We start from the raw sequence: 19695 nt of genomic DNA on the forward strand, positions 1-19695 counted from the left end.
GTCGCCATGGGGCGCGCCCATGGGCGAGCGCCATCCGTGTGGCCCCCTGTTGCGATTCCGGTGTACGCTGCCCGGCTATTGTCGCGGATGCCACGGGCGAGAGTGTACAACCCATCTATTGGATTGTGTTTTCGCAAAAAAGTCGGTTCGATCCCCCACATTCCCGCTTGAAATGGGAAGTTATGATCCCTATAATCATGTTGCGTTAGCACTCGTCGATTGAGAGTGCTAACAACCGTTTCCAGGCCGACGCCCTCCGGCGGCGGCACCGAATAGCTAGTCAAACCACTGAAAAATAAGGAGTTTTGCATGAACCTTCGTCCTCTGCACGATCGCGTAATCGTGAAGCGTCTCGACCAGGAAACCAAAACTGCATCCGGCCTGATCATCCCAGACGCGGCTGCCGAGAAGCCGGACCAGGGCGAGATCCTCGCCGTCGGCAACGGCAAGGTGCAGGAAAACGGCCAGGTTCGCCCGCTGGAAGTGAAGGTCGGTGACCGCGTCCTGTTCGGCAAGTACTCGGGCCAGGCCGTCAAGGTCGATGGCCAGGAACTGCTGGTCATGCGCGAAGAAGACATCATGGCCGTCGTGGCCCAGTAATCCTCCTCGTATAGAACATTCACGAATTCATTCGGAGAAATAAAAAATGGCAGCTAAAGAAGTAGTGTTCGGCGACGCAGCGCGCGCCAAGATGGTCGAAGGCGTCAACATCCTCGCCAACGCAGTCAAAGTCACCCTGGGCCCGAAAGGCCGCAACGTGGTGCTGGAGCGCTCGTTCGGCGCCCCGACCGTCACCAAGGACGGCGTCTCGGTCGCGAAAGAGATCGAGCTGAAGGACAAGCTCATGAACATGGGCGCGCAGATGGTCAAGGAAGTCGCTTCGAAGACCAGCGACAACGCCGGTGACGGCACCACTACCGCGACCGTGCTGGCACAAGCCATCGTCCGCGAAGGCATGAAGTTCGTCGCCGCCGGCATGAACCCGATGGACCTGAAGCGCGGCATCGACAAGGCCGTCGCCGCCACCGTCGAAGAACTGAAGAAGATCGCCAAGCCGACCACCACCTCGAAAGAGATCGCCCAAGTCGGCGCCATCTCGGCCAACTCGGAAACCTCGATCGGCGAGCGCATCGCCGAGGCGATGGAAAAAGTCGGCAAGGAAGGCGTCATCACCGTCGAAGACGGCAAGTCGCTGAACGACGAGCTGGACATCGTGGAAGGCATGCAGTTCGACCGCGGCTACCTGTCGCCGTACTTCATCAACAACCCGGACAAGCAGGTCGCCGTTCACGAGAACCCGTTCATCCTGCTGTGCGACAAGAAGATCTCGAACATCCGTGACCTGCTGCCGGTGCTGGAGCAAGTTGCAAAAGCCGGCCGTCCGCTGGTGATCGTCGCCGAAGACATCGAAGGCGAAGCGCTGGCGACCTTGGTGGTCAACAACATCCGTGGCATCCTGAAGACCGTCGCCGTCAAGGCGCCGGGCTTCGGCGACCGCCGCAAGGCCATGCTGGAAGACATCGCCATCCTGACCGGCGGCCAGGTCATCGCCGAAGAAGTCGGCCTGACCCTGGAAAAGGTCACGCTGCAGGAGCTGGGCCAGGCCAAGCGCGTCGAAGTGGGCAAGGAAAACACCATCATCATCGACGGCGCCGGCGCCGCTGAATCGATCGAAGCACGCGTCAAGATGGTCCGCGTCCAGATCGAAGAAGCGACCTCGGACTACGACCGCGAAAAACTGCAGGAACGCGTGGCGAAGCTGGCCGGCGGCGTTGCCGTGATCCGCGTTGGTGCAGCCACCGAAGTCGAAATGAAAGAGAAGAAGGCACGCGTGGAAGACGCGCTGCACGCAACCCGCGCTGCTGTGGAAGAAGGCATCGTCCCGGGCGGCGGCGTGGCCCTGCTGCGCGCACGCTCGTCGATCGACATCAAGGGCGACAACCCTGACCAGGACGCAGGCATCAAGATCGTCCTGCGCGCCATGGAAGAGCCGCTGCGCATGATCGTCCAGAACGCCGGCGACGAGCCGTCGGTCGTGGTCGCAGCCGTCATCGCCGGCACCGGCAACTACGGCTACAATGCCGCCAACGGCACCTATGGCGACATGGTCGAAATGGGCGTGCTGGATCCGGCCAAGGTCACCCGCTCGGCACTGCAGAACGCAGCGTCGATCGCCGGCCTGATGCTGACCACCGACTGCATGGTTTCGGAAGTCGTTGAAGACAAGCCGGCCGGCGGTATGGGCGGCATGGGTGGTATGGGCGGCATGGGCGGCATGGACGGCATGATGTAATTCGTCCCCGCACGAAAATAAAAGCCTGCAGGGTTCGCGCCCTGCAGGCTTTTTTCATTGGTGCGCCTCTACCGGCAGGCGGCGATGGCGGCACTGCGCAGGCGCCGCGTGTCGGCCGACGAGGACAGCGCAGCCGCCCCGTCACCGATGCGGGCATGCAGCAGCGTGGCCATCATCAGGATCGCCGGGTACAGCCAGCCGCCACCCGGGATGTTGTCAAACCAGCCGTTGCCGGTGTGGGCGACCAGGGCGCCGGCCAGCAGGGGCAGCAGCACCAGCGACGCGATCCGGCCGTGCAGGCCGAGGATGATCAGGGCGCCGCCGGCGAGTTCCAGCAGGGCCACCGGCCAGGCCATCGGCGTCGGCATGCCCTCGAGGGCCAGGAAGCTGCCGAGCGCCGGGACGCAGAAGGCGGCCAGTTTCAGGAAAGCGTGCGAGAGCCAGGCGGAGCCGAGGGCGAGGCGCAGCAGCAGGGCAGCATAGGGAGTCAGGTTGTAGCGGGTCATGGTAGTCTCTTGCGCTGGTGGTTGACGAGGACCCCACTCTATCGGCGCAACCGGACGAATAAAATAAGCAGCCATGAAAGCACCCTCTGCAAATCTGCAATCGAAGCTGGGCCTGCCGGACCTGGAGACCATCCTGGCCCTGCACCGGGGCCGCACGCTGGCCGGCGCGGCCGAGCGCCTGAAGGTCGATGCGTCCACGGTGTTCCGTGCGATCCGGCGCATCGAGAAGGACATCGGCGAGGTGCTGTTCGACCGCGGCCGTCACGGCTATGCGGCCACGACACTGGGACGCGCCCTCGCCGCCCACGCCGAGCGCATCGAGAAGCAGCTCGAGGAGGCGCGCGAGACCGCCTTCAACCAGGACACCGAACCTTCCGGCCTGCTGCGCATCACGCTCACCGAAACCCTGTTCCACACCGTGCTGCTGCCGATACTGCCGCGTTTCGCCGCTGCCTATCCACGCATCGAGCTGGAACTGGCGACGACCAATGCGATCGCCAACGTCGGGCAGCGCGAAGCCGACATCGCCATCCGCGTCACCAATGCGCCACCCGAGCACCTGGTCGGCATCCGGCTCGGCACCATGCGCTCGGCGCTCTGGGGCGGCCGCGATTACCTGGCCGCGCAGGCGCCGGGCCGGCAGGTCGAGGAGATGGACTGGATCGCACTGGACGACAGCCTGCCCGAGCACCCGTCCCACATCTGGCGCCGCACCGCCCTGCCCTCGGTGGCGCCGCGCTACAAGGTCGGCAACCTGCTGGCGGTGGCGGGCGCGGTGGTCAATGGCCTGGGGGTCGGGGTGGTGCCGCTGGCGGTCATGCGCGGGCATCCGCACGCCGTGATGCTGGGCGATCCGCTGCCGGAACTCGACATCGGCCTGTGGGCGCTGGCCCATCCCGACACCCGCTATCTTGGAAGGATGAAAGCGATGTTCGATTTCCTGCGCGCCGAGATCGCGCTGCCGGCATGAGCAAGACCGAACCGAGCTTCTTCGCCGACGCCGGGGCTTTCCGTGCCTGGCTAGAGGCCAATGCGGCGAGTGCAAGCGAGCTGCTGGTGGGCTTTCACAAGGTCGGCAGCGGCCGGCCCTGCATGAGCTGGTCCGAGTCGGTCGACGAGGCGCTGTGCTTCGGCTGGATCGACGGCGTGCGCAGGCGTATCGACGAGGACAGCTACTCGATCCGCTTCACGCCACGCAAGCCATCGTCGATCTGGAGCGTCGTGAACATCGCGAAGATGGAGAAGCTGCGCGCGGAAGGGAAAATGACGCCAGCGGGCGAGGCGGCTTTCGCCCAACGCTCGGAGGCCAGGTCCGGCGTCTATTCGCATGAGCGCCTCGACGTCCCCGAGCTCACGCAGGTGGAGCTGGAGCGCTTCCGGCAGGAGGGAGCAGCATGGACCTACTTCGAGACCGTCCCGCCGGGCTACCGCAAGACAGTGCTGCACTGGATCACCAATGCGAAGAAGGACGAGACGCGCGCCGGCCGCCTGGACAAGCTGATCCAGGCCTGCGCGGCCGGCACACGTTTACGCTAGCGTCGCTTCGCCTGAAAGGATCTGCGCAAGCACCCCGCCGCGACGCAGGATGAAGGCGCGCAGGCGCTCCGGATAATCGCCGGCCACCGCACCCGCCACCGAGGGCCGCGCCGCCAGCGCGCGGCGCCAGGCTGCCACCTTGCGCAACTCAGAGGGCACGCAATGCACCCCGTGCGCGTCGAACAGGTCGAGGTAGCGGAACACCGGGCCGAAGGCCGCGTCGACCAGCGAGAATTGCAGGCCGCCGAAATACGGCCCCTCCCCCAGTACCGTTTCCAGGAAGGCGAAGCGCTCGCGCAGCAGGCCGAGCGCAGTGTCGAAAGCCGCCCCGTCCTGCGCCGAGTACAGGCCGCCGATCGTGTTCAGTACCGAGGACGCAAATTCGACCCAGCCGCGGTGGTGGGCGCGCGCCAGGTCATTTTCCGGGTGCAGGCGCGGCGCGACGGTGTCGTCGAGGTACTCGCAGATCACGCTCGATTCGAACACCGGCTGCCCGTCCACCAGCAGCACCGGCGTCTTGCCGAGTGGTGACACCGCGCTGAACCAGGCCGGCTTGTCGGCCAGGTCGATGTCGATCCGTTCGTAGCGCGCGCCTTTCTCCGCGAGCGCGATCACGGCCCGCTGCACGTAGGGGCACAGCGGATGGCTGATCAGCTTGAGATCCATCACGCCGCCTTCAGGCCTTCCGCCGCCAGCGCTGCCTGCACTGCCGGACGCGCCGCCACGCGGGCGCGGAAGGCGTTCAGCGCAGTCCAGCGATCGAGGCTGATGCCCAGGTACGCCGCCCAGTTGGTGGTGACGTACAGGTAGGCGTCGGCGATCGAATAGCGCTCGCCCATCAGGTAGTCGTTCTGCGCCAGGTGGCGTTCCAGCACGTCGAAGCGCTTGCCGAGCTGCTCGACGAAGAGAAGCTTCGCTTCCGCCGGCATCTCCGGCTTGAACAGCGGCGAGAAGCCCTTGTGGATCTCGGAGGTGATGAAGTTCAGCCAGGATTGCAGCTGGTAGCGCGCCAATGTGCCGGCGCCTGGAGCCAGTTGCGCGCCGGGGGCCTTGTCAGCCAGGAGCTGCAGGATGGCCGGGCCTTCGGTCAGTACCAGGCCCGGTTCGATTTCCAGCGCCGGCACATAGCCGTGCGGGCTGATGGCCAGGAAGTCCTTGCCCTCGGCGGTGCGTTTGCTGTTGGTGTCGACCTTGTCGAGCGTGAAGTCCAGGCCGGCCTCGCGCAGGACAATATGGGAAGCCAGCGAGCATGCGCCCGGTGCATAGTACAGTTTCATGGTGACCTCAATGAATGGTGATTGGGAGCCGCCACTCTAACTATGCGAAACTGCAATTAAAATAGGCGTCCATGAAACTTCCCTATGCAAAAACGCAATCGAAGCTCGACCTGCCCGATCTCGAGCTGATCCTGGCCCTGCACCGCGGCCGCACGCTGGCCGGCGCCGCCGAGCGCCTGCAGGTCGATGTCTCGACCGTGTTCCGCTCGATCAAGCGCATCGAGAAGGACCTGGGCGAACTGCTGTTCGAGCGCAGCCGCCAGGGTTACGCGGCCACGGAACTAGGCATCGCGCTGGCGGGATACGCCGAACGCATCGAGTCCCAGCTCGAACAGGCCAGGGAAGCGGCCCTCGACACCGGCACCACGCCGTCTGGAACGCTGCGCATCACCACCACCGACTCGGTGATGCATAGCCTGCTGCTGCCGGCGATGGCGGCCTTCAGCGGACGCTATCCGCAGATCGAGCTGGAACTGATCGCCTCCAACGCCCTGGCCAACCTGAGCCATCGCGACGCCGACATCGCGATCCGCGCCACGAAGAACCCGCCCGAGCACCTGGTCGGCGTGCGGCTCGGCCGTCTGGAAGCGGCCGTGTATGCCAGCAAGGCTTACCTGGCCGCGCACCGCCACATCCCGGACTACCGCGACATGGACTGGATCGCGCTCGACGCCACCCTGCCCGACCATCCTTCGCAGCGCTGGCGCCGCCTGCACCATCCGAAGGTGATTCCCCGCTACCGCATGAACAGCGTGCTGTCGGTCGCCGGCGCCGTGGTGCACGGCATGGGCGTGGGTGTGGTGCCGCTGGCGCTGTTCAGGGACAACCCCGAGGTCGAGGTCGTGGACGGTCCCATCGCTGAACTCGAGACCGAGCTGTGGGCGCTGGCCCATCCGGACACCCGCCACCTGCAGCGCATGAAGCTCATGTTCGAGTTCCTGCGTGGGGCGCTCGGCCTGCCGGACTGAGTCCGGCCTGGCTCATTCCGGCAGCAGCTCGACACCCTCGATCTCGTCGGCCTTGTTGATCACGAAGCGCATGGTGACGGTGTCGTTATCGAACCGCGTGCGGTACACGTAAAGACGTAGCTCTCCCCTGGTCTTGCGCTCGAGCGGCTCGAGCCCGACCAGCTTGCCGAAGCCCTGCATGTCCTTGGCCACCCAGCCCATGAATTCCGGCGTGAGCACGCCTCTGGCGCGCGGCGACAGGCGAGGCGGCTGCACCCCGCGCTCGAAATGGGCAAGGATGTCGCGCGCACGCGCCGTTGCTTCGGGCTCGGTATCCGGGATCGGCTGCTGCACCAGGGCCGGGAGGTAATGGCGCGCGACTGCATTGCCGATCTTTTCCACCGGCGCGGACGAGGAATTGGCCAGCACGATGACGCTCAAGCGGTCATCCACGAAGCGGCTGATCACGCTGCGGAAGCCCTGCCAGCTGCCGTTGTGCGCGATGCGGCGGTGACCGTTGAGCGGTGCGAGGTCCCAGCCGAAACCATACGGATGGGTGGCGCCGCCCTTGAGCGTGACGGGCGTCCAGCTCGATTCCTTGACACGCGCATTGAGCGGCGCGTCCTGGTACAGCGCCAGGTCCCACAGCGCCAGGTCATGTGCCGTCAGGTACAGGCTCCCGTCGGCGGTGGTGTTCATCGTCGGCGACACCCAGGCCTGGTTCTTGAGTTCCCCGTTCTCGACCTCGTAGCCGGCGGCGCGATGCGGCACGATATCGCGTTCGCTGATGACGCGCGCCCCCATCCCGAGCGGACCGAAGATCCGCTCGCGCAACTGGTCGCCATAGAACTTGCCGCCGACCCTGTTGCAGATATAGCCCAGCAGGTGGTAGCCGGTATTGCTGTATTCCCAGCGCTCGCCCGGCTGGAAACGCAGGGGCATGCTCGCCGCGATGGCGATCATCTGGGCATCCGTATAGTCTTTGCGCAGGTCCACCTTCTTGCCCGGATCGCCGACACCCGAGGTATGCGTCAGCAGGTGGCGCACGGTGATGTTCTTCCACGCCTTCGGCGACTTCGGGAGATGGCGCGAGATCGGATCGTCCAGTTTCAGCTTTCCCTCCTCCACCAGCAGCATGACAAGCGCGGCAGTGAGTTGCTTGCCGATCGAGCCCGACTGGAAAACGGTCGCGGCCGTCACCGGCACGCCGTGCTCGACATTCGCCAGTCCATACCCCTGCTCGCGCACGACGCGCCCGTCACGCACGACCGCCAGGCTGATTCCCGGGGTATTGGTACGCTTCATTTCCGCCTGCACCAGCTCGTCGATCGGATCGGCCTGCACCCAGCCGGCGCCAAGGAACAGGGGAACAAAGATAAGGGAAAACAGACGCATGGAGTCTCCATAGAGTTGTTATAAATACATGCTCGACTATAGCATTATTTTTTCTATCAAATGGCAAATCTTCTTCCAATGAATTCCCGGCGAGCGCTGTGATGACGAGTGCTTGCTCCGTGCGAATGGCCTGTCTCTCGTCACCCTAGCCCGGCGAATTATTGCTGCTGAAACACACAGGGTGTAGACTTCCCCCTCACCCTGTGAGGCTTCCCATGTCGATACGCGCTGCATTCCGTCCTTCCCTGCCCCTGCTGGCCAGCCTTGCCCTGGCGCTGGCGGGCGCGGGCTGCAAGCGTGCCGAGCGCGAGGAGCCGAAGCCGGCGCCCGCCGTCGTCAAGGAAGCGCCGGCGCGCACCAAAGAGCAGGCGATGGCCGCCCTGCTGGCGGTGCCGGAACTGAAGGCCTGGTCCGAGCAGATCGAGAAGCGCTCCAAGGGCAAGGCGCACGGCGCCGTCATCGAGGATGATCCGGCGCCGCGCGAGATCAACGGCAAGAAGTATTATCAGCTCACGTATGTGGAGAACCGCGCCGCCGACGTGCGCCGCCGCGAGAGCTTCCTGGTCGCCCAGCAGGGCGACGAAATCCTGGTGGAAGACGCCGAGACCGATACCCTGATGAGCTTGCAGGAATGGCGCCGCAACATCGAGCGGGTCGAGCTCAAGAGCGCCAACTGAATCCGGTTACACGAACACGATTGAGCTGCCGCAAACGGCGCCACCAGGCACCGTCTACCTTGATAGAGCCGCTGGTCGTGGCCGGTGCACGTGCCTCCACACGCATGCCGGCCGACCTTCTCCCTGGACCAGCGGCGCCTGCCTCCCGGTCGGCTCGGCACTAGGCCGCCTGCGGCTCCCGCGCATCCTGCATGATGTGCTCGACGATGAGGTCGCGCAGCCGCGCCGCGGCCGGCGCAAGCTGCTCATGTGAACGGTGCAAGGCCAATTCCACACGCGGCAATGCCGGCAAACCATGTTCTTCCGGCGCCAGCAAGACCAGGCTGCGCGGCAGGCCAAAGCCGGTGCGTACGCCGATGCCCAGGCCCGCGGCCACGGCGGCCCAGACCCCGCTCAGGCTCGGACTCGCATACACGATCCGCCATGGGATGGCTGCCGTATCCAGGGCGTCGGTGGCGGCCGAGCGCAAGCGGCATGGGGCTTCAATGCTGACCAGGGACAGCGGGCCGTCCTGCGGCGAGGGCCGGCCCGCAGCCAACAGGCTGGCGTCGGCGGGTCCTATCCAATGCAAAGGGTAGCTGCCCAGGATATCCATATGAGGCGTCGGCCCGCGAGTGTGCCAGGCCAGGGCAAGATCGAGCCTGCCGTCGCGCATGGCGTCGTGCAAGTCGGCGTTCCTGCCGACGGTCACCTCGATCTGCACGCCGCGGTGGCCACGGCTGAATTTTCCGAGCACATCGGGCAGCAAGTGATCGCTGAAGTCTTCCTGCAGTCCCAGGCGCACCTTTCCTTCCAGCGCGCTGCCGGCCAGCGCCAGCAGCGCTTCATCGTTCATCCTGAGCATGCGCCGCGCGTAGCCGAGCATGGTTTCACCTGCCGCAGTGAGCACCAGGCCGCGGCCCGACTTCTGCAGCAAGGGCATGCCGGCCTGCTCCTCGAGCTTCCTGAGCTGGGCGCTGACAGCAGACGCGGAGCGGCCGACCTGGTCGGCTGCGCGTGCAAAGCTGCCCAGGTCGGCGCCGGCGACGAAGGTCCGCAGCGCGTCCAGATCAAAATTCACCCTGCGCATATCGTTCGGATTTTCTGAAGTGTTGATCGCAAACTTTGCGATATTCAGCAGTATCTTCCCGAATTACCATGCTCGCGTCAACCAGGAGGAAACGTGATGCAACAGGAAAGCCAGGGAGGGGAAGCATCCGCCGCGCTCGCGGGCAGGGTGGCCATCGTCACCGGCGGCGGCACCGGGATCGGCCGTGCCGTCAGCCGGCTGTTGGCAGCGCAGGGCGCGGCGGTGGCGGTCGTGTATTCGCGCAGCAGCGCCGACGCCGAAGAGACCGTCGCGCAGCTGCTGGCAAGCGGAGCACGCGCGCTGTCGCTCAAGGCCGATGTGGCCGACGCGCAGGAAGTGGCGCGCATGACGGACGCGGTCGCGCAGCGCTTCGGGCAGATCGACTATCTCGTGAATAATGCGGGCAGCACGCGGCAGCTGCCCTTCGCCGACCTGGACGCCATCGATGACGCGGCCTGGGACGCGCTGTATGCGGTGAACGTCAAGGGCGCCTTCCATTGCGCACGCGCGGCCGCGCCTTTCCTGCGCCGCAGCGCCGACGGCGCGATCGTCAACATCGGCAGTATCGCGGGCGAGACCGGCTACGGGTCCTCGCTGCCTTATGCCGTGTCCAAGGCTGCCCTGCACGGGCTCACCCGCTCGCTGGCACGCGCGCTGGCGCCGGCCATCCGCGTCAATTGCCTGGCGCCGGGCGCGGTCGGCACGCGCTGGTGGCAAGGCATGGAAGCGAAGATGCATGCGCTCGCCGGCAACGTGGCGCTGAACCGCGTCTCCACGCCGGAGGATATCGCCGCCACCGTCCTGATGCTACTTGGCGCACGCTCGATGACGGGACAGGTGGTCCGGGCGGACAACGGACAAAGCCTGTAGGAGCTGCCATGGATTCCGAGTGCTGGAGCGCCTTCCTGCTGGCCTCCCTCGTCACTGCCTTCACGCCGGGCCAGGCCATCCTGCTCGCGGTCTCGAATACGCTGGAACGGGGACGGTCGCACGCACTGGTCAGCTCCAGCGGCAATATCGCCGGCCTGTTCATCGTGGCCGGCGCTGCGGCTGCAGGGCTCGGACTGCTGATGCAAGAGCTGCCCTGGACGCTGCAGGCACTCAGGATCGGCGGCGCGCTCTACCTCATCTACCTGGGACTGCAACCGTGGTGGCCGGTGCGGCCAACGCGGATCGCTTCCGTCCCGCGGACTCCCGCGCCAACCAGGCGCGACCTGTTCATGCAAGGCTTGACGGTCGCGGCGACCAATCCGAAAGGCCTGCTGTTCTTCGGCGCGCTGTTCCCCCAATTCGTCGGGACCGGCCCTGGCCTGGCCGCGCGCTTCCTGGCGCTGACCCTGAGCTTCGCGGCCTGCACCCTGGTTGCCCACGCAGTCTACATCCTGGCCGCTCCCTGGGCCGGCGCGCGCCTGCGGGACCGGGTCAGCCCGGCATCGGGCAGGAAGCTGGCCGGCAGCCTGTTCGTCCTGCTCGGCCTGGGCCTGCTGCTGGCATGACGGCTTCGGTTCAGCTGTCGAGGTGTGAGATCAGGAGCCGGCGCGCCTGCGCTCCCTCCGCATCGCCGTGCTGCCCATCCACCGACATGCCCACCGCCAGGATGTCGATCAGCAGCAGCTGCAGGATGCGCGATATCATCGACAGGAAACTCGTACTGTCCTCGGCATGGTCGACCGCCAGGCACACGGTGGCCTTGCGCGCCAGCGGCGACTGGCTGTTGCTGATGGCGATCACGTCGGCGCCGGCATTGCGTGCGATGTCCACCGCCGTCAGGAGCTCGGCGATGCTGCCCGAGTTCGACACCGCGATCACGACGTCGCCCGGCTGCAGCAGCTCGGCCGCCAGCTTGAACAGGTGCGAGTCGCCGTAGAGCGAGGTCGGGATGCGGAAGCGGAAGAACTTGTGCTGGCCGTCGAGCGCCACCGCGCGCGAATTCCCCATGGCGAAGAACTCGACGCGGCGCGCCCGGCTCACCAGCTCGATGGCGCGGTCGAGCGCGCGCACGTCCAGCTGGTCGCGGAAACGCAGGATCGCCGACACCGTATTGTCGATCACCTTGGCCGACAGGTCGTGGGTGCTGTCGCTGGTGCGCACCTGGCTGTGGCGCACGGGAATGGCGCCCGTCAGGCTGCTGGCGAACTTGAGCTTGAAGTCGGCCAGCCCCTGGAAGCCGAGCGAGCGGCAGAAACGGATCACGGTCGGCTGGCTCACGTCGGCCAGGCGCGCGATCTCGGCGATTGGCTCGTTCAGCACCAGGCGCGGCTGCTCCAGCACCAGGCTTGCCACGCGCTGCTCGGCGGGGCTCAGGCCATGGCGCAACTGGGTGATGCGGTCCATCAGGCTGTTGGCGCCACTGCGGCCGCGCAGGTGCTCGGCCAGGATGCTGGCCACGCCGTGCAGGGCGGGATTCGGCGTCGTGATGACGTAGGTCGGGATCTCGGCCAGGTAGCGCGAGAAGCGTCCCTTGGCCTCGAAGCGGGTGCGGAACGGGGAACTGGCGAACCACTCTCCCATGCGCGGCACGATGCCGCCGCCGATGAAGATGCCGCCAAATGCGCCCAGGGTCACCGCAAGGTTGGCTGCGGCGCCGCCCAGCATGCCGCAGAAGCATTCCAGGGTTTCCAGGCAGAGCGGATCCCCGCTTTCCAGCGCGCCGTCGATGATCTCGGCCGCCTTGCGCGAGGGCGCATCGACGCTATTCCTCGCTGCCAGCGCGCGGTAGATGATTTCCATGCCCGGGCCGGAGATCAGGCGCTCGTTGGAGACGTGCTGCCACTCTTGCCAGGCATGCTGCAGGATCGCGAACTCGCGCTCGTCGGCGGGGGCAAAGTTGACGTGGCCGCCCTCGCTACCGAGGGTGACGAAACCGTCCTCGGTCGGGATCACGCCCGACACACCCAGGCCGGTGCCCGGCCCCAGCACCCCGACCACGGCGTTCGGGGCGGGCGCGCCCTGCCCCACCTGCATCAGGTCGTCCCTGGTGAAGCCGGGGATCGCCATCGCCAGCGCGGTGAAGTCGTTGACGATCAGGAGCGTGGTCAAGCCCAGTTCGCGACGCACCGCGTCGGTCGAGAATTCCCAGTCGCGGTTGGTCATGCGGACGAAGTCGCCGCTGATCGGATTGGCCACCGCCAGCGCCGCGTGGTGCAGGCGCAGGTTTGGATGAAACTGCGTGCTGTGGTCGCCCAGGTAGTAGCGCAGCAGCGGAACGATGCCTTCGAAGTCCTCGCATTTCAGCACCCGCACGGCGGTGAAGCTGCCGGGTGCGGTCTGCAACGCCAGGCGCGCGTGGGTGGCGCCGATGTCGGCCAGCAGGCGCGGGCCGTCCGCAAACGCGGTGGCTGCCGATCGTTCCGCCAGCTTTGCAGCGTCCCCGGCGCCGCCCATTATGCTGCGCCGCCCGGGACGCTGCCGAACCAGGCGCCATACGGCGGCAGGGTCACTTTGCCGCCGGCCGCCTGGCCCGGCAGGCCGTGCGATTCGAGCGATTGGGCACCGCTGGTGGCGGGCCAGTCGAAGCTCACCTCGCGGCTTGATAAGTTGAAGGCGGCCAGTACGGCGTCCATGCCCGCGACCTCACGGCGCAGGGCCAGCACCGGTTCCGGCGCGTCGAAGAAGGCGATCTCGCCGCGGGTCAGCTGCGGCATGGTCTTGCGCCAGGCGATGAAGCGGCGCTGGAAGTTCAGCATCGAATCGGGATCGGCATCCTGCCGGGCGACGTTGGCGGCCAGGTGCGGCTCGGCCACCGGCAGCCACGGGGTGCCGCTGGTGAACCCGGCGTTCGGCGCCTCGCTCGTCCAGGGCATCGGGGTGCGGCAGCCGTCGCGGCCCTTGAACTCGGGCCAGAAGGTGATGCCGTAGGGGTCCTGCAGCAGCTCGAAGGGGACGTCTGCTTCCGTCAGGGCCAGCTCGTCGCCCTGGTACAGGCAGGGCGTACCTTTGAGAGAGAGCTGCATCGCCAGCACCAGCTTGGCCAGCGCCGGCGTGGGGTTCTCTCCACCCCAGCGGGTCATGACGCGGATCGCGTCGTGGTTGCCGACCGACCAGGAGGCCCAGCCGTCCTTGACGCGCTCGTTGAATTCCTCGACCTGTTTGCGGATGTGGCTTGCAGTGAACACCGGCGTGAGCAGATTGAAGCTGTAGGCCATGTGCAGCTTGTCGCCGCCTTCGGTGTACTCGGCCATCTGGGCCAGCGCGTCGTCCGAGCTGACTTCGCCGATCGAGACCGCGCCGAACTCGTTGAGCTGGGCGCGCACCCTGCGCAGGAACTCGACATTCTCCGGCTGGGTCTTGTCGTAGATATGGGCCTGCATGCCGTAGGGGTTGACGTCGGTGACGGTCGAGGTGTCCCGCACCAGCGCCGGCGGGTTGCTGCGCAGCTGGCGGTCGTGGAAGTGGAACACGCAGGCATCCATGCGTACGCCGTCGACGCCGCGCGCGAGCCAGAAGCGCTGGGCGTCGAGGTGGGCCTGCTGCACTTCCGGATTGTGGAAGTTCAGCTGCGGCTGGCTGGTGAGGAAGTTGTGCATGTAGTACTGCTTGCGGCGGGTGTCCCACTGCCAGGCCGAGCCGCCGAACACGGACAGCCAGTTGTTGGGCGGGCAGCCGTCGGGCTGCGGGTCGGCCCACACGTACCAGTCCGACCTGGGGTTGTCGCGACTCTTGCGGCTCTCGACGAACCAGGGATGGGTGTCGGCAGTGTGCGACATCACCTGGTCGATCATGATTTTTAGGCCCAGGCTGTGCGCCTTCGCGATGAGTTTGTCGAAGTCGGCCAGGGTGCCAAACAGCGGGTCGACGTCGCAGTAGTCGGCGATGTCGTAGCCGAAGTCCTTCATCGGCGACTTGAAGAAGGGCGACAGCCAGACGATGTCCACGCCCAGGCTTGCGATGTAGTCGAGCTTGTCGGTGATGCCGGGCAGGTCGCCCACGCCGTCGCCGTTGGTGTCGAGGAAGCTGCGCGGATAGACCTGGTAGATGATGGCTTCTTTCCACCAGTTCGGGTTGTCGGTCGTCGAAGTCGGGGTCATGGCTGGCTGTCCGAAGAATGTCAGAAATTCTAGGCAATATACAGGACGATGGAAAAATTTACAATTAGCACAACTCATCCACAAATCCACCAATCCTCTTTATAGTCAATGACTTACAGAATAAGCTCGCATGCAGGACACACGGTATAAGTAGCTAAACTACGGGTTATTAATAACTTCTTTGCATCTCAACGATATTTTTATTGCAAAGCTACTCAGCCTCGGCATAGGATCGCGTCTGTTTCGATTTTCCGAGGACGCCATGAATGCTCCAGCCACCAAAGAAGTGAGCAGCGCCGGCCGCATGCCGCGCCAGATCCCCTACATCATCGCCAACGAGGGCTGCGAGCGTTTCAGCTTCTACGGGATGCGCAACATCCTGACGCCCTTCCTGATCTCGACGCTGCTGCTGTTCGTGGCCCAGGACCAGCGCGCCAGCGAAGCCAAGCACGTGTTCCACACCTTCATGATGGGCGTGTACTTCTTCCCCCTGCTGGGCGGCTGGCTGGCCGACCGCTACTTCGGCAAGTACAACACCATCTTCTGGTTCAGCCTGATCTACTGCGCCGGCCACGCCTGCCTCGCCATCTTCGAGCACAGCGTCAGCGGCTTTTACTTCGGCCTGTTCCTGATCGCCTTCGGCTCGGGCGGCATCAAGCCGCTCGTGGCGTCCTTCGTCGGCGACCAGTTCGACAAGACCAACAAGAGCAAGGCAAAGGTGGTATTCGATGCCTTTTACTGGATCATCAATTTCGGCTCCTTCTTCGCCTCGATCTCCATGCCGATCCTGCTGCGCGACTACGGCCCCTCGGTCGCCTTCGGTGTTCCCGGCATCCTGATGTTCATCGCCACGATCGTCCTGTGGAGCGGCAAGAAGAAGTACGTGCACGTGCCGCCAAGCCCGGCCGATCCGCACTCCTTCCTGCGCGTGGTGCGCACCGCCGTGCTGGCGCGGCAGGCGGGCGCGGGCCGTCCGGGCCTGGTCGTCGCGCTCGCCGGCGTGCTCGGCGCCCTGGCCGCGCTGACCATGTGGTCTAGCTGGGGCCCGGTGATCGCCATTTGCACGGCGCTCGTGCTGCTGATGGCCTTCATCGGCATCGGCGCCTCCATGCAGCTCGAGCGTGCCCGCGGCGCGCATCCGGACATCGCGGTCGACGGCGTGCGCGCCGTGCTGCGCATCCTGATCGTGTTCGGCCTGGTCACGCCCTTCTGGTCGCTGTTCGACCAGAAGGCCTCGACCTGGATCGTGCAGGCGAACGCCATGTCCACCGAAGTCAACCTGCTGGGCTGGACCTTCGACGTGATCCCGGCCCAGATGCAGGCGCTGAACCCGCTGCTGGTGATGCTGCTCATCCCCTTCAACAACCTGGTGCTGTTCCCGCTGCTGAACAGGATCGGCCTGGTGCCGACCGCCCTGCGCCGCATGACCGCCGGCATCGCCTTCTCGGCCCTCGCCTGGATCGTGGTCGGCAACCTGCAGGTGCAGCTCGATGCCGGCGACGCCGTGTCGATCGCCTGGCAGATCCTGCCCTACGCCCTCCTGACGCTGGGCGAAGTGCTGGTCTCGGCTACCGGCCTCGAATTCGCCTACAGCCAGGCCCCGGCCTCGATGAAGGGCGTGATCATGGCCTTGTGGTACCTGGCGGTCACGGTCGGCAACCTGTGGGTGCTGATCGTGAATTCCGGCGTGAAGAACGAGGGCGTCATCGCCCACATCGAGAGTTCCGGCATGGGCGTGATCGCCTTCCAGATGTACTTCTTTGCCGGTTTCGCAATGCTGGCCGCCCTTGCCTTCGGCCTGTACGCAAGGCGCTACAAGATGGTCGACCACTACCGCGCCTGACTTTCAATCTTATTGGTGGGTCACTGCTGCCTGAACGCGTGGGCGGGAGGACCCGCCCACCCTACGATGACTCCACTTCGATACGCTGCACTGGCAGCCGCCGCTCTTGCCTCATCCGCCCACGCCGCGGTTCCCCTTGCCACCTGCGACAACCCGTCGTTCCAGGAAGTGCTGCAGGCTTCCAGCGCCAAACTGGACGCGCGCGCGGTCTGGCTCGACCGCCGCCTCCTGGCCTGGCCCGGAGCCGACGCGGGCGCCAGCATCCGCCTCTACCACTCGGCCAATGCTTCCATCGTGGCCAAGCCCGGCGCCAAGGTGGAAGGGGCCGACGGTACACTGACGCTCGAGAAATCCGCTGCCAAACTGCCGGTCCGCTTCAAGTACCTGGCCGCCGGCCCGGTGCTGTCGCTGCGTGCGGCCGACCTGGCGCGCATGAAGGACCTGCACCGCGGCCAGCTGGTGCTGGTGCAGGAAGCCGCCGACGGGAGGGTAGTCGCCGCCACCCGCGTCCAGGTGGCCGGTGCGCTGGACGACCTGTACGCGGCGGCCGACGGCATCACCGATCTGGGCGCCACGCCGAAACAGGGACGCACGGCCTTCCGCCTGTGGGCGCCGACCGCGCGCAGCGTTGCCGTCTGCACCTACGACAGCGCCAGCGGCCGCGCCACCGCCGTGCATGACATGGCCTTCGATGCCCGCACCGGCGCCTGGGCCGCCCAGGTCGCGCGCGACCTGTCGGGCAGCTATTACCGGTATGCGGTCGACGTCGCGGTCGATGGGATGGGCCTGGTGCGCAACCTCGTCACCGATCCCTATTCGGTCAGCCTCACGACGGATTCGAAGCGCAGCTATGTCGCCGACCTGAACGCCGCGCGCCTCAAGCCCAAGGGCTGGGATGCGACCCGTGCGCCGAACACGGTCAAGGCGCAGACCGACATGGTGATCTACGAGCTGCACGTGCGCGACTTCTCAATCAATGACCCGAGTGTTCCGGTGGACAAGCGCGGCAAGTACGCCGCCTTCGGCGAAGCCGGCTCGAACGGCATGCGCCACCTGAAGGCGCTGGCCAGGGCCGGCCTGACCGACATCCACCTGCTGCCAGTCTACGACCTCGGCAGCGTGCCGGAAAAGGATTGCGCCGTGCCGCAGCCTGCGGGCAGCCCGGACGGCGAGAGCCAGCAGGCCTTGACGCGCAAGACCGCGGACACCGACTGCTTCAACTGGGGCTACGATCCCTACCACTACAATGCGCCGGAAGGCAGCTACGCCACCGACCCGTCGGACGGCGCACGCCGCATCTTCGAGTTCCGGCAGATGGTGATGGACCTGCACCGCGCCGGCCTGCGCGTGGGCACGGACGTGGTCTACAACCACACCTTCATCGCCGGCCAGAACGAAAAGTCGGTGCTGGACCGCGTGGTGCCCGGCTACTACCACCGCCTCAACGCGGTCGGCGCCATCGAGCGCTCGACCTGCTGCGGCAACACGGCCACCGAGAACCTCATGATGGCCAAGCTGATGATCGATTCAGCCGAGCTGTGGACGCGCCACTACAAGATCGATTCCTTCCGCTTCGACCTGATGGGCCACCAGCCGCGCGCGGCCATGGAGCGCCTGCAGAAGCGCGTGGACAAGGCGGCGGGCCGCCACGTCCAGCTGATCGGCGAAGGCTGGAATTTCGGCGAAGTGGCGGACGGCGCCCGCTTCGTGCAGGCTTCCCAGCTGTCGCTGAACGGTTCCGGCATCGGCACCTTCAGCGACCGTGCGCGCGACGCGGTGCGTGGCGGTTCGGCGGGCGATTCGGGCGAAGCGATGATCCGGCGCCAGGGCTACATCAACGGCCTGGTGTACGACCCGAATGCGCTCGGCGCCGAACATCCGCGCGTCGACCTGCTGCGCGCGGCCGACATGATCCGCGTCGGCCTCGCCGGCTCTGTCCGCCCCTATTCCCTGCAGACCTTCGATGGCAGCACCCGCAAGCTCGCGGATATCGCCTACGGCAACCAGCCGGCCGGCTACGCGAGCCAGCCGGGCGAAGTCGTGAACTACGTCGAGAACCACGACAACCAGACGCTGTTCGACATCAACGTGCTCAAGCTGCCGCTGCGAACCAGCGCGGCGGACCGCGCCCGTGTGCAGGTGCTGGGCATGGCCATCAATGCCTTCAGCCAGGGCGTGGCCTATTACCACGCCGGCATCGACACCCTGCGCTCGAAGTCGCTGGACAAGAACAGCTTCAATTCGGGCGACTGGTTCAACCGCATCGACTGGAGCTACCAGGACAACTACTTCGGCACCGGCCTGCCGCCGCAGGACGACAACGGCAAGGACTGGGCGCTGCTCAAGCCTTTCCTGGCCAATGCCGCGATCAAGCCCCTACCCGCCGACATCGCGTTCGCGCGCGACGCCTTCCGCGACCTGCTGGCGATCCGCGCCAGCTCGACCCTGTTCCGCATGCGTTCAACGGACGACATCGTGCAGCGCCTGCGCTTCTACAACACGGGCGCGCAGCAGCAGCCGACCGTGCTGGCGGCCTGGATCGACGGCAAGGGCTATCCGGGCGCGAACTTCGCCGGCATCAGCTATTTGGTGAACGTGGACACGGTGGCGCACACGGTCAGCGACGCCGCGTTGCGCGGCAAGCGCCTCAAGCTGCATCCGGTGCATGCCGCGGCAAGCGCAGCGGACAAGCGCGCCGTACAGGCGCGTTTCGACAGCGCGAGCGGCAGCTTCACGGTGCCGCCGCGCACGGCGGTGGTATTCGTCGCCGACTAGGCGAAAGGCCGAGGATCAGGCCAGCGGCCCGACGATGCGGGCGATCTCCACGGAACCCTTTTCGTCGAAGATCGGGCAAGCCTCGGCCAGTTGTACCGCCTCGTTGAAGTCGGCCGCGCTGATGACGGAGTAGCCCGACAGGGAGGCGCTGTTGAGTTTCGGGCCGCGCAGGCGGCTCGGCACCTCGACGCTGCTGTGCGCCAGTCCGCCACGCTCCACCAGCGCCGCGCCCAGCGAATCGAACCAGGCGGCCCAGCGCTGCGGGTCATGTTGGGGGCCTTCCGTCTCGTCGACGGTCGATCCGCGGTAAACGATCAGGTATCGCTCCATGCCGGCTCCTCTGCTGAATT

Annotated in this window: 18 protein-coding genes; 10 read left to right on the top strand and 8 right to left on the bottom strand. The window is 66.0% G+C overall.

Annotated features, from left to right (window positions below; translation table 11 throughout):
• Positions 1 to 309 precede the first annotated feature (309 nt).
• Positions 310 to 600: a co-chaperone GroES gene (gene groES, locus LK542_RS16410; RefSeq protein WP_027865155.1), complete on the top strand. Its 291-nt coding sequence runs from the start codon at positions 310 to 312 to the stop codon at positions 598 to 600.
• Between the two features lie 46 nt (positions 601 to 646).
• Complete coding sequence (groL, locus tag LK542_RS16415) at positions 647 to 2293, top strand: chaperonin GroEL (protein ID WP_227812701.1); 1647 nt, start codon at positions 647 to 649, stop codon at positions 2291 to 2293.
• 68 nt (positions 2294 to 2361) lie between these two features.
• Here groL and LK542_RS16420 read toward each other — a convergent pair whose 3' ends face one another.
• A complete protein-coding gene (locus LK542_RS16420; protein WP_227812702.1) occupies positions 2362 to 2799 on the bottom strand; it encodes a DoxX family protein in 438 nt (145 codons plus the stop codon).
• Between the two features lie 73 nt (positions 2800 to 2872).
• Between LK542_RS16420 and LK542_RS16425 the strand changes: the two genes are divergently transcribed.
• Positions 2873 to 3769 carry a LysR family transcriptional regulator gene (locus LK542_RS16425; RefSeq protein WP_227812703.1) on the top strand — a complete coding sequence of 299 codons (897 nt, stop codon included), beginning with the start codon at positions 2873 to 2875 and terminating at the stop codon, positions 3767 to 3769.
• On the top strand, positions 3766 to 4335 hold the full coding sequence (locus LK542_RS16430) for a YdeI family protein (protein WP_227812704.1): 570 nt from the start codon (positions 3766 to 3768) through the stop codon (positions 4333 to 4335). The genes LK542_RS16425 and LK542_RS16430 overlap by 4 nt, the downstream gene beginning before the upstream one ends.
• Here LK542_RS16430 and LK542_RS16435 read toward each other — a convergent pair.
• Both LK542_RS16435 and gstA read right to left on the bottom strand, forming a co-directional pair.
• On the bottom strand, positions 4327 to 5001 hold the full coding sequence (locus tag LK542_RS16435; RefSeq protein ID WP_227812705.1) for a glutathione S-transferase family protein: 675 nt from the start codon (positions 4999 to 5001) through the stop codon (positions 4327 to 4329). The two genes, LK542_RS16430 and LK542_RS16435, sit on opposite strands and share 9 nt — an antisense overlap.
• Positions 5001 to 5612 (bottom strand): glutathione transferase GstA, encoded by a 612-nt coding sequence (gene gstA, locus LK542_RS16440; protein ID WP_227812706.1) that lies wholly within the window; start codon positions 5610 to 5612, stop codon positions 5001 to 5003. The genes LK542_RS16435 and gstA overlap by 1 nt, the downstream gene beginning before the upstream one ends.
• A gap of 71 nt (positions 5613 to 5683) precedes the next feature.
• Here gstA and LK542_RS16445 point away from each other — a divergent pair, with 71 nt between their 5' ends.
• The gene (locus LK542_RS16445) at positions 5684 to 6580 is read left to right on the top strand and encodes a LysR family transcriptional regulator (protein WP_227812707.1); all 897 of its coding nucleotides are present in this window, start codon (positions 5684 to 5686) and stop codon (positions 6578 to 6580) included.
• Between the two features lie 12 nt (positions 6581 to 6592).
• On the opposite strand, the gene LK542_RS16450 is transcribed toward LK542_RS16445, so the two are convergent.
• Positions 6593 to 7954 (bottom strand): serine hydrolase, encoded by a 1362-nt coding sequence (locus LK542_RS16450; protein ID WP_227812708.1) that lies wholly within the window; start codon positions 7952 to 7954, stop codon positions 6593 to 6595.
• 215 nt (positions 7955 to 8169) lie between these two features.
• Here LK542_RS16450 and LK542_RS16455 point away from each other — a divergent pair, with 215 nt between their 5' ends.
• Positions 8170 to 8631 carry a hypothetical protein gene (locus LK542_RS16455; RefSeq protein ID WP_227812709.1) on the top strand — a complete coding sequence of 154 codons (462 nt, stop codon included), beginning with the start codon at positions 8170 to 8172 and terminating at the stop codon, positions 8629 to 8631.
• Between the two features lie 160 nt (positions 8632 to 8791).
• On the opposite strand, the gene LK542_RS16460 is transcribed toward LK542_RS16455, so the two are convergent.
• Positions 8792 to 9700, bottom strand: coding sequence for a LysR substrate-binding domain-containing protein (locus LK542_RS16460; protein ID WP_227812710.1), 909 nt, complete (start codon positions 9698 to 9700; stop codon positions 8792 to 8794).
• A gap of 96 nt (positions 9701 to 9796) precedes the next feature.
• Between LK542_RS16460 and LK542_RS16465 the strand changes: the two genes are divergently transcribed.
• Positions 9797 to 10570 carry an SDR family NAD(P)-dependent oxidoreductase gene (locus LK542_RS16465; RefSeq protein WP_227812790.1) on the top strand — a complete coding sequence of 258 codons (774 nt, stop codon included), beginning with the start codon at positions 9797 to 9799 and terminating at the stop codon, positions 10568 to 10570.
• Positions 10571 to 10578: 8 nt separating this feature from the next.
• Entirely contained in the window at positions 10579 to 11196 is a 618-nt protein-coding gene (locus LK542_RS16470; protein ID WP_227812711.1) for a LysE family translocator, read from the top strand.
• Positions 11197 to 11206: 10 nt separating this feature from the next.
• Here LK542_RS16470 and LK542_RS16475 read toward each other — a convergent pair whose 3' ends face one another.
• Together LK542_RS16475 and LK542_RS16480 are read right to left on the bottom strand one after the other, a co-directional pair.
• Positions 11207 to 13084 (bottom strand): glucokinase, encoded by a 1878-nt coding sequence (locus LK542_RS16475; protein WP_227812712.1) that lies wholly within the window; start codon positions 13082 to 13084, stop codon positions 11207 to 11209.
• Positions 13084 to 14727 (bottom strand): alpha-glucosidase, encoded by a 1644-nt coding sequence (locus tag LK542_RS16480; protein WP_227812713.1) that lies wholly within the window; start codon positions 14725 to 14727, stop codon positions 13084 to 13086. The genes LK542_RS16475 and LK542_RS16480 overlap by 1 nt, the downstream gene beginning before the upstream one ends.
• A 262-nt stretch (positions 14728 to 14989) precedes the next feature.
• Between LK542_RS16480 and LK542_RS16485 the strand changes: the two genes are divergently transcribed.
• Entirely contained in the window at positions 14990 to 16570 is a 1581-nt protein-coding gene (locus LK542_RS16485; RefSeq protein ID WP_227812714.1) for an oligopeptide:H+ symporter, read from the top strand.
• Positions 16571 to 16636: 66 nt separating this feature from the next.
• Positions 16637 to 19345, top strand: a complete 2709-nt coding sequence (locus LK542_RS16490) for an alpha-1,6-glucosidase domain-containing protein (RefSeq protein ID WP_227812715.1) — start codon at positions 16637 to 16639, stop codon at positions 19343 to 19345.
• Positions 19346 to 19360: 15 nt separating this feature from the next.
• On the opposite strand, the gene LK542_RS16495 is transcribed toward LK542_RS16490, so the two are convergent.
• Complete coding sequence (locus tag LK542_RS16495; protein ID WP_227812716.1) at positions 19361 to 19675, bottom strand: hypothetical protein; 315 nt, start codon at positions 19673 to 19675, stop codon at positions 19361 to 19363.
• Positions 19676 to 19695 lie beyond the last annotated feature (20 nt).

It is taken from the genome of Massilia sp. IC2-477, assembly GCF_020707265.1.
GTDB lineage: Bacteria > Pseudomonadota > Gammaproteobacteria > Burkholderiales > Burkholderiaceae_D > Telluria.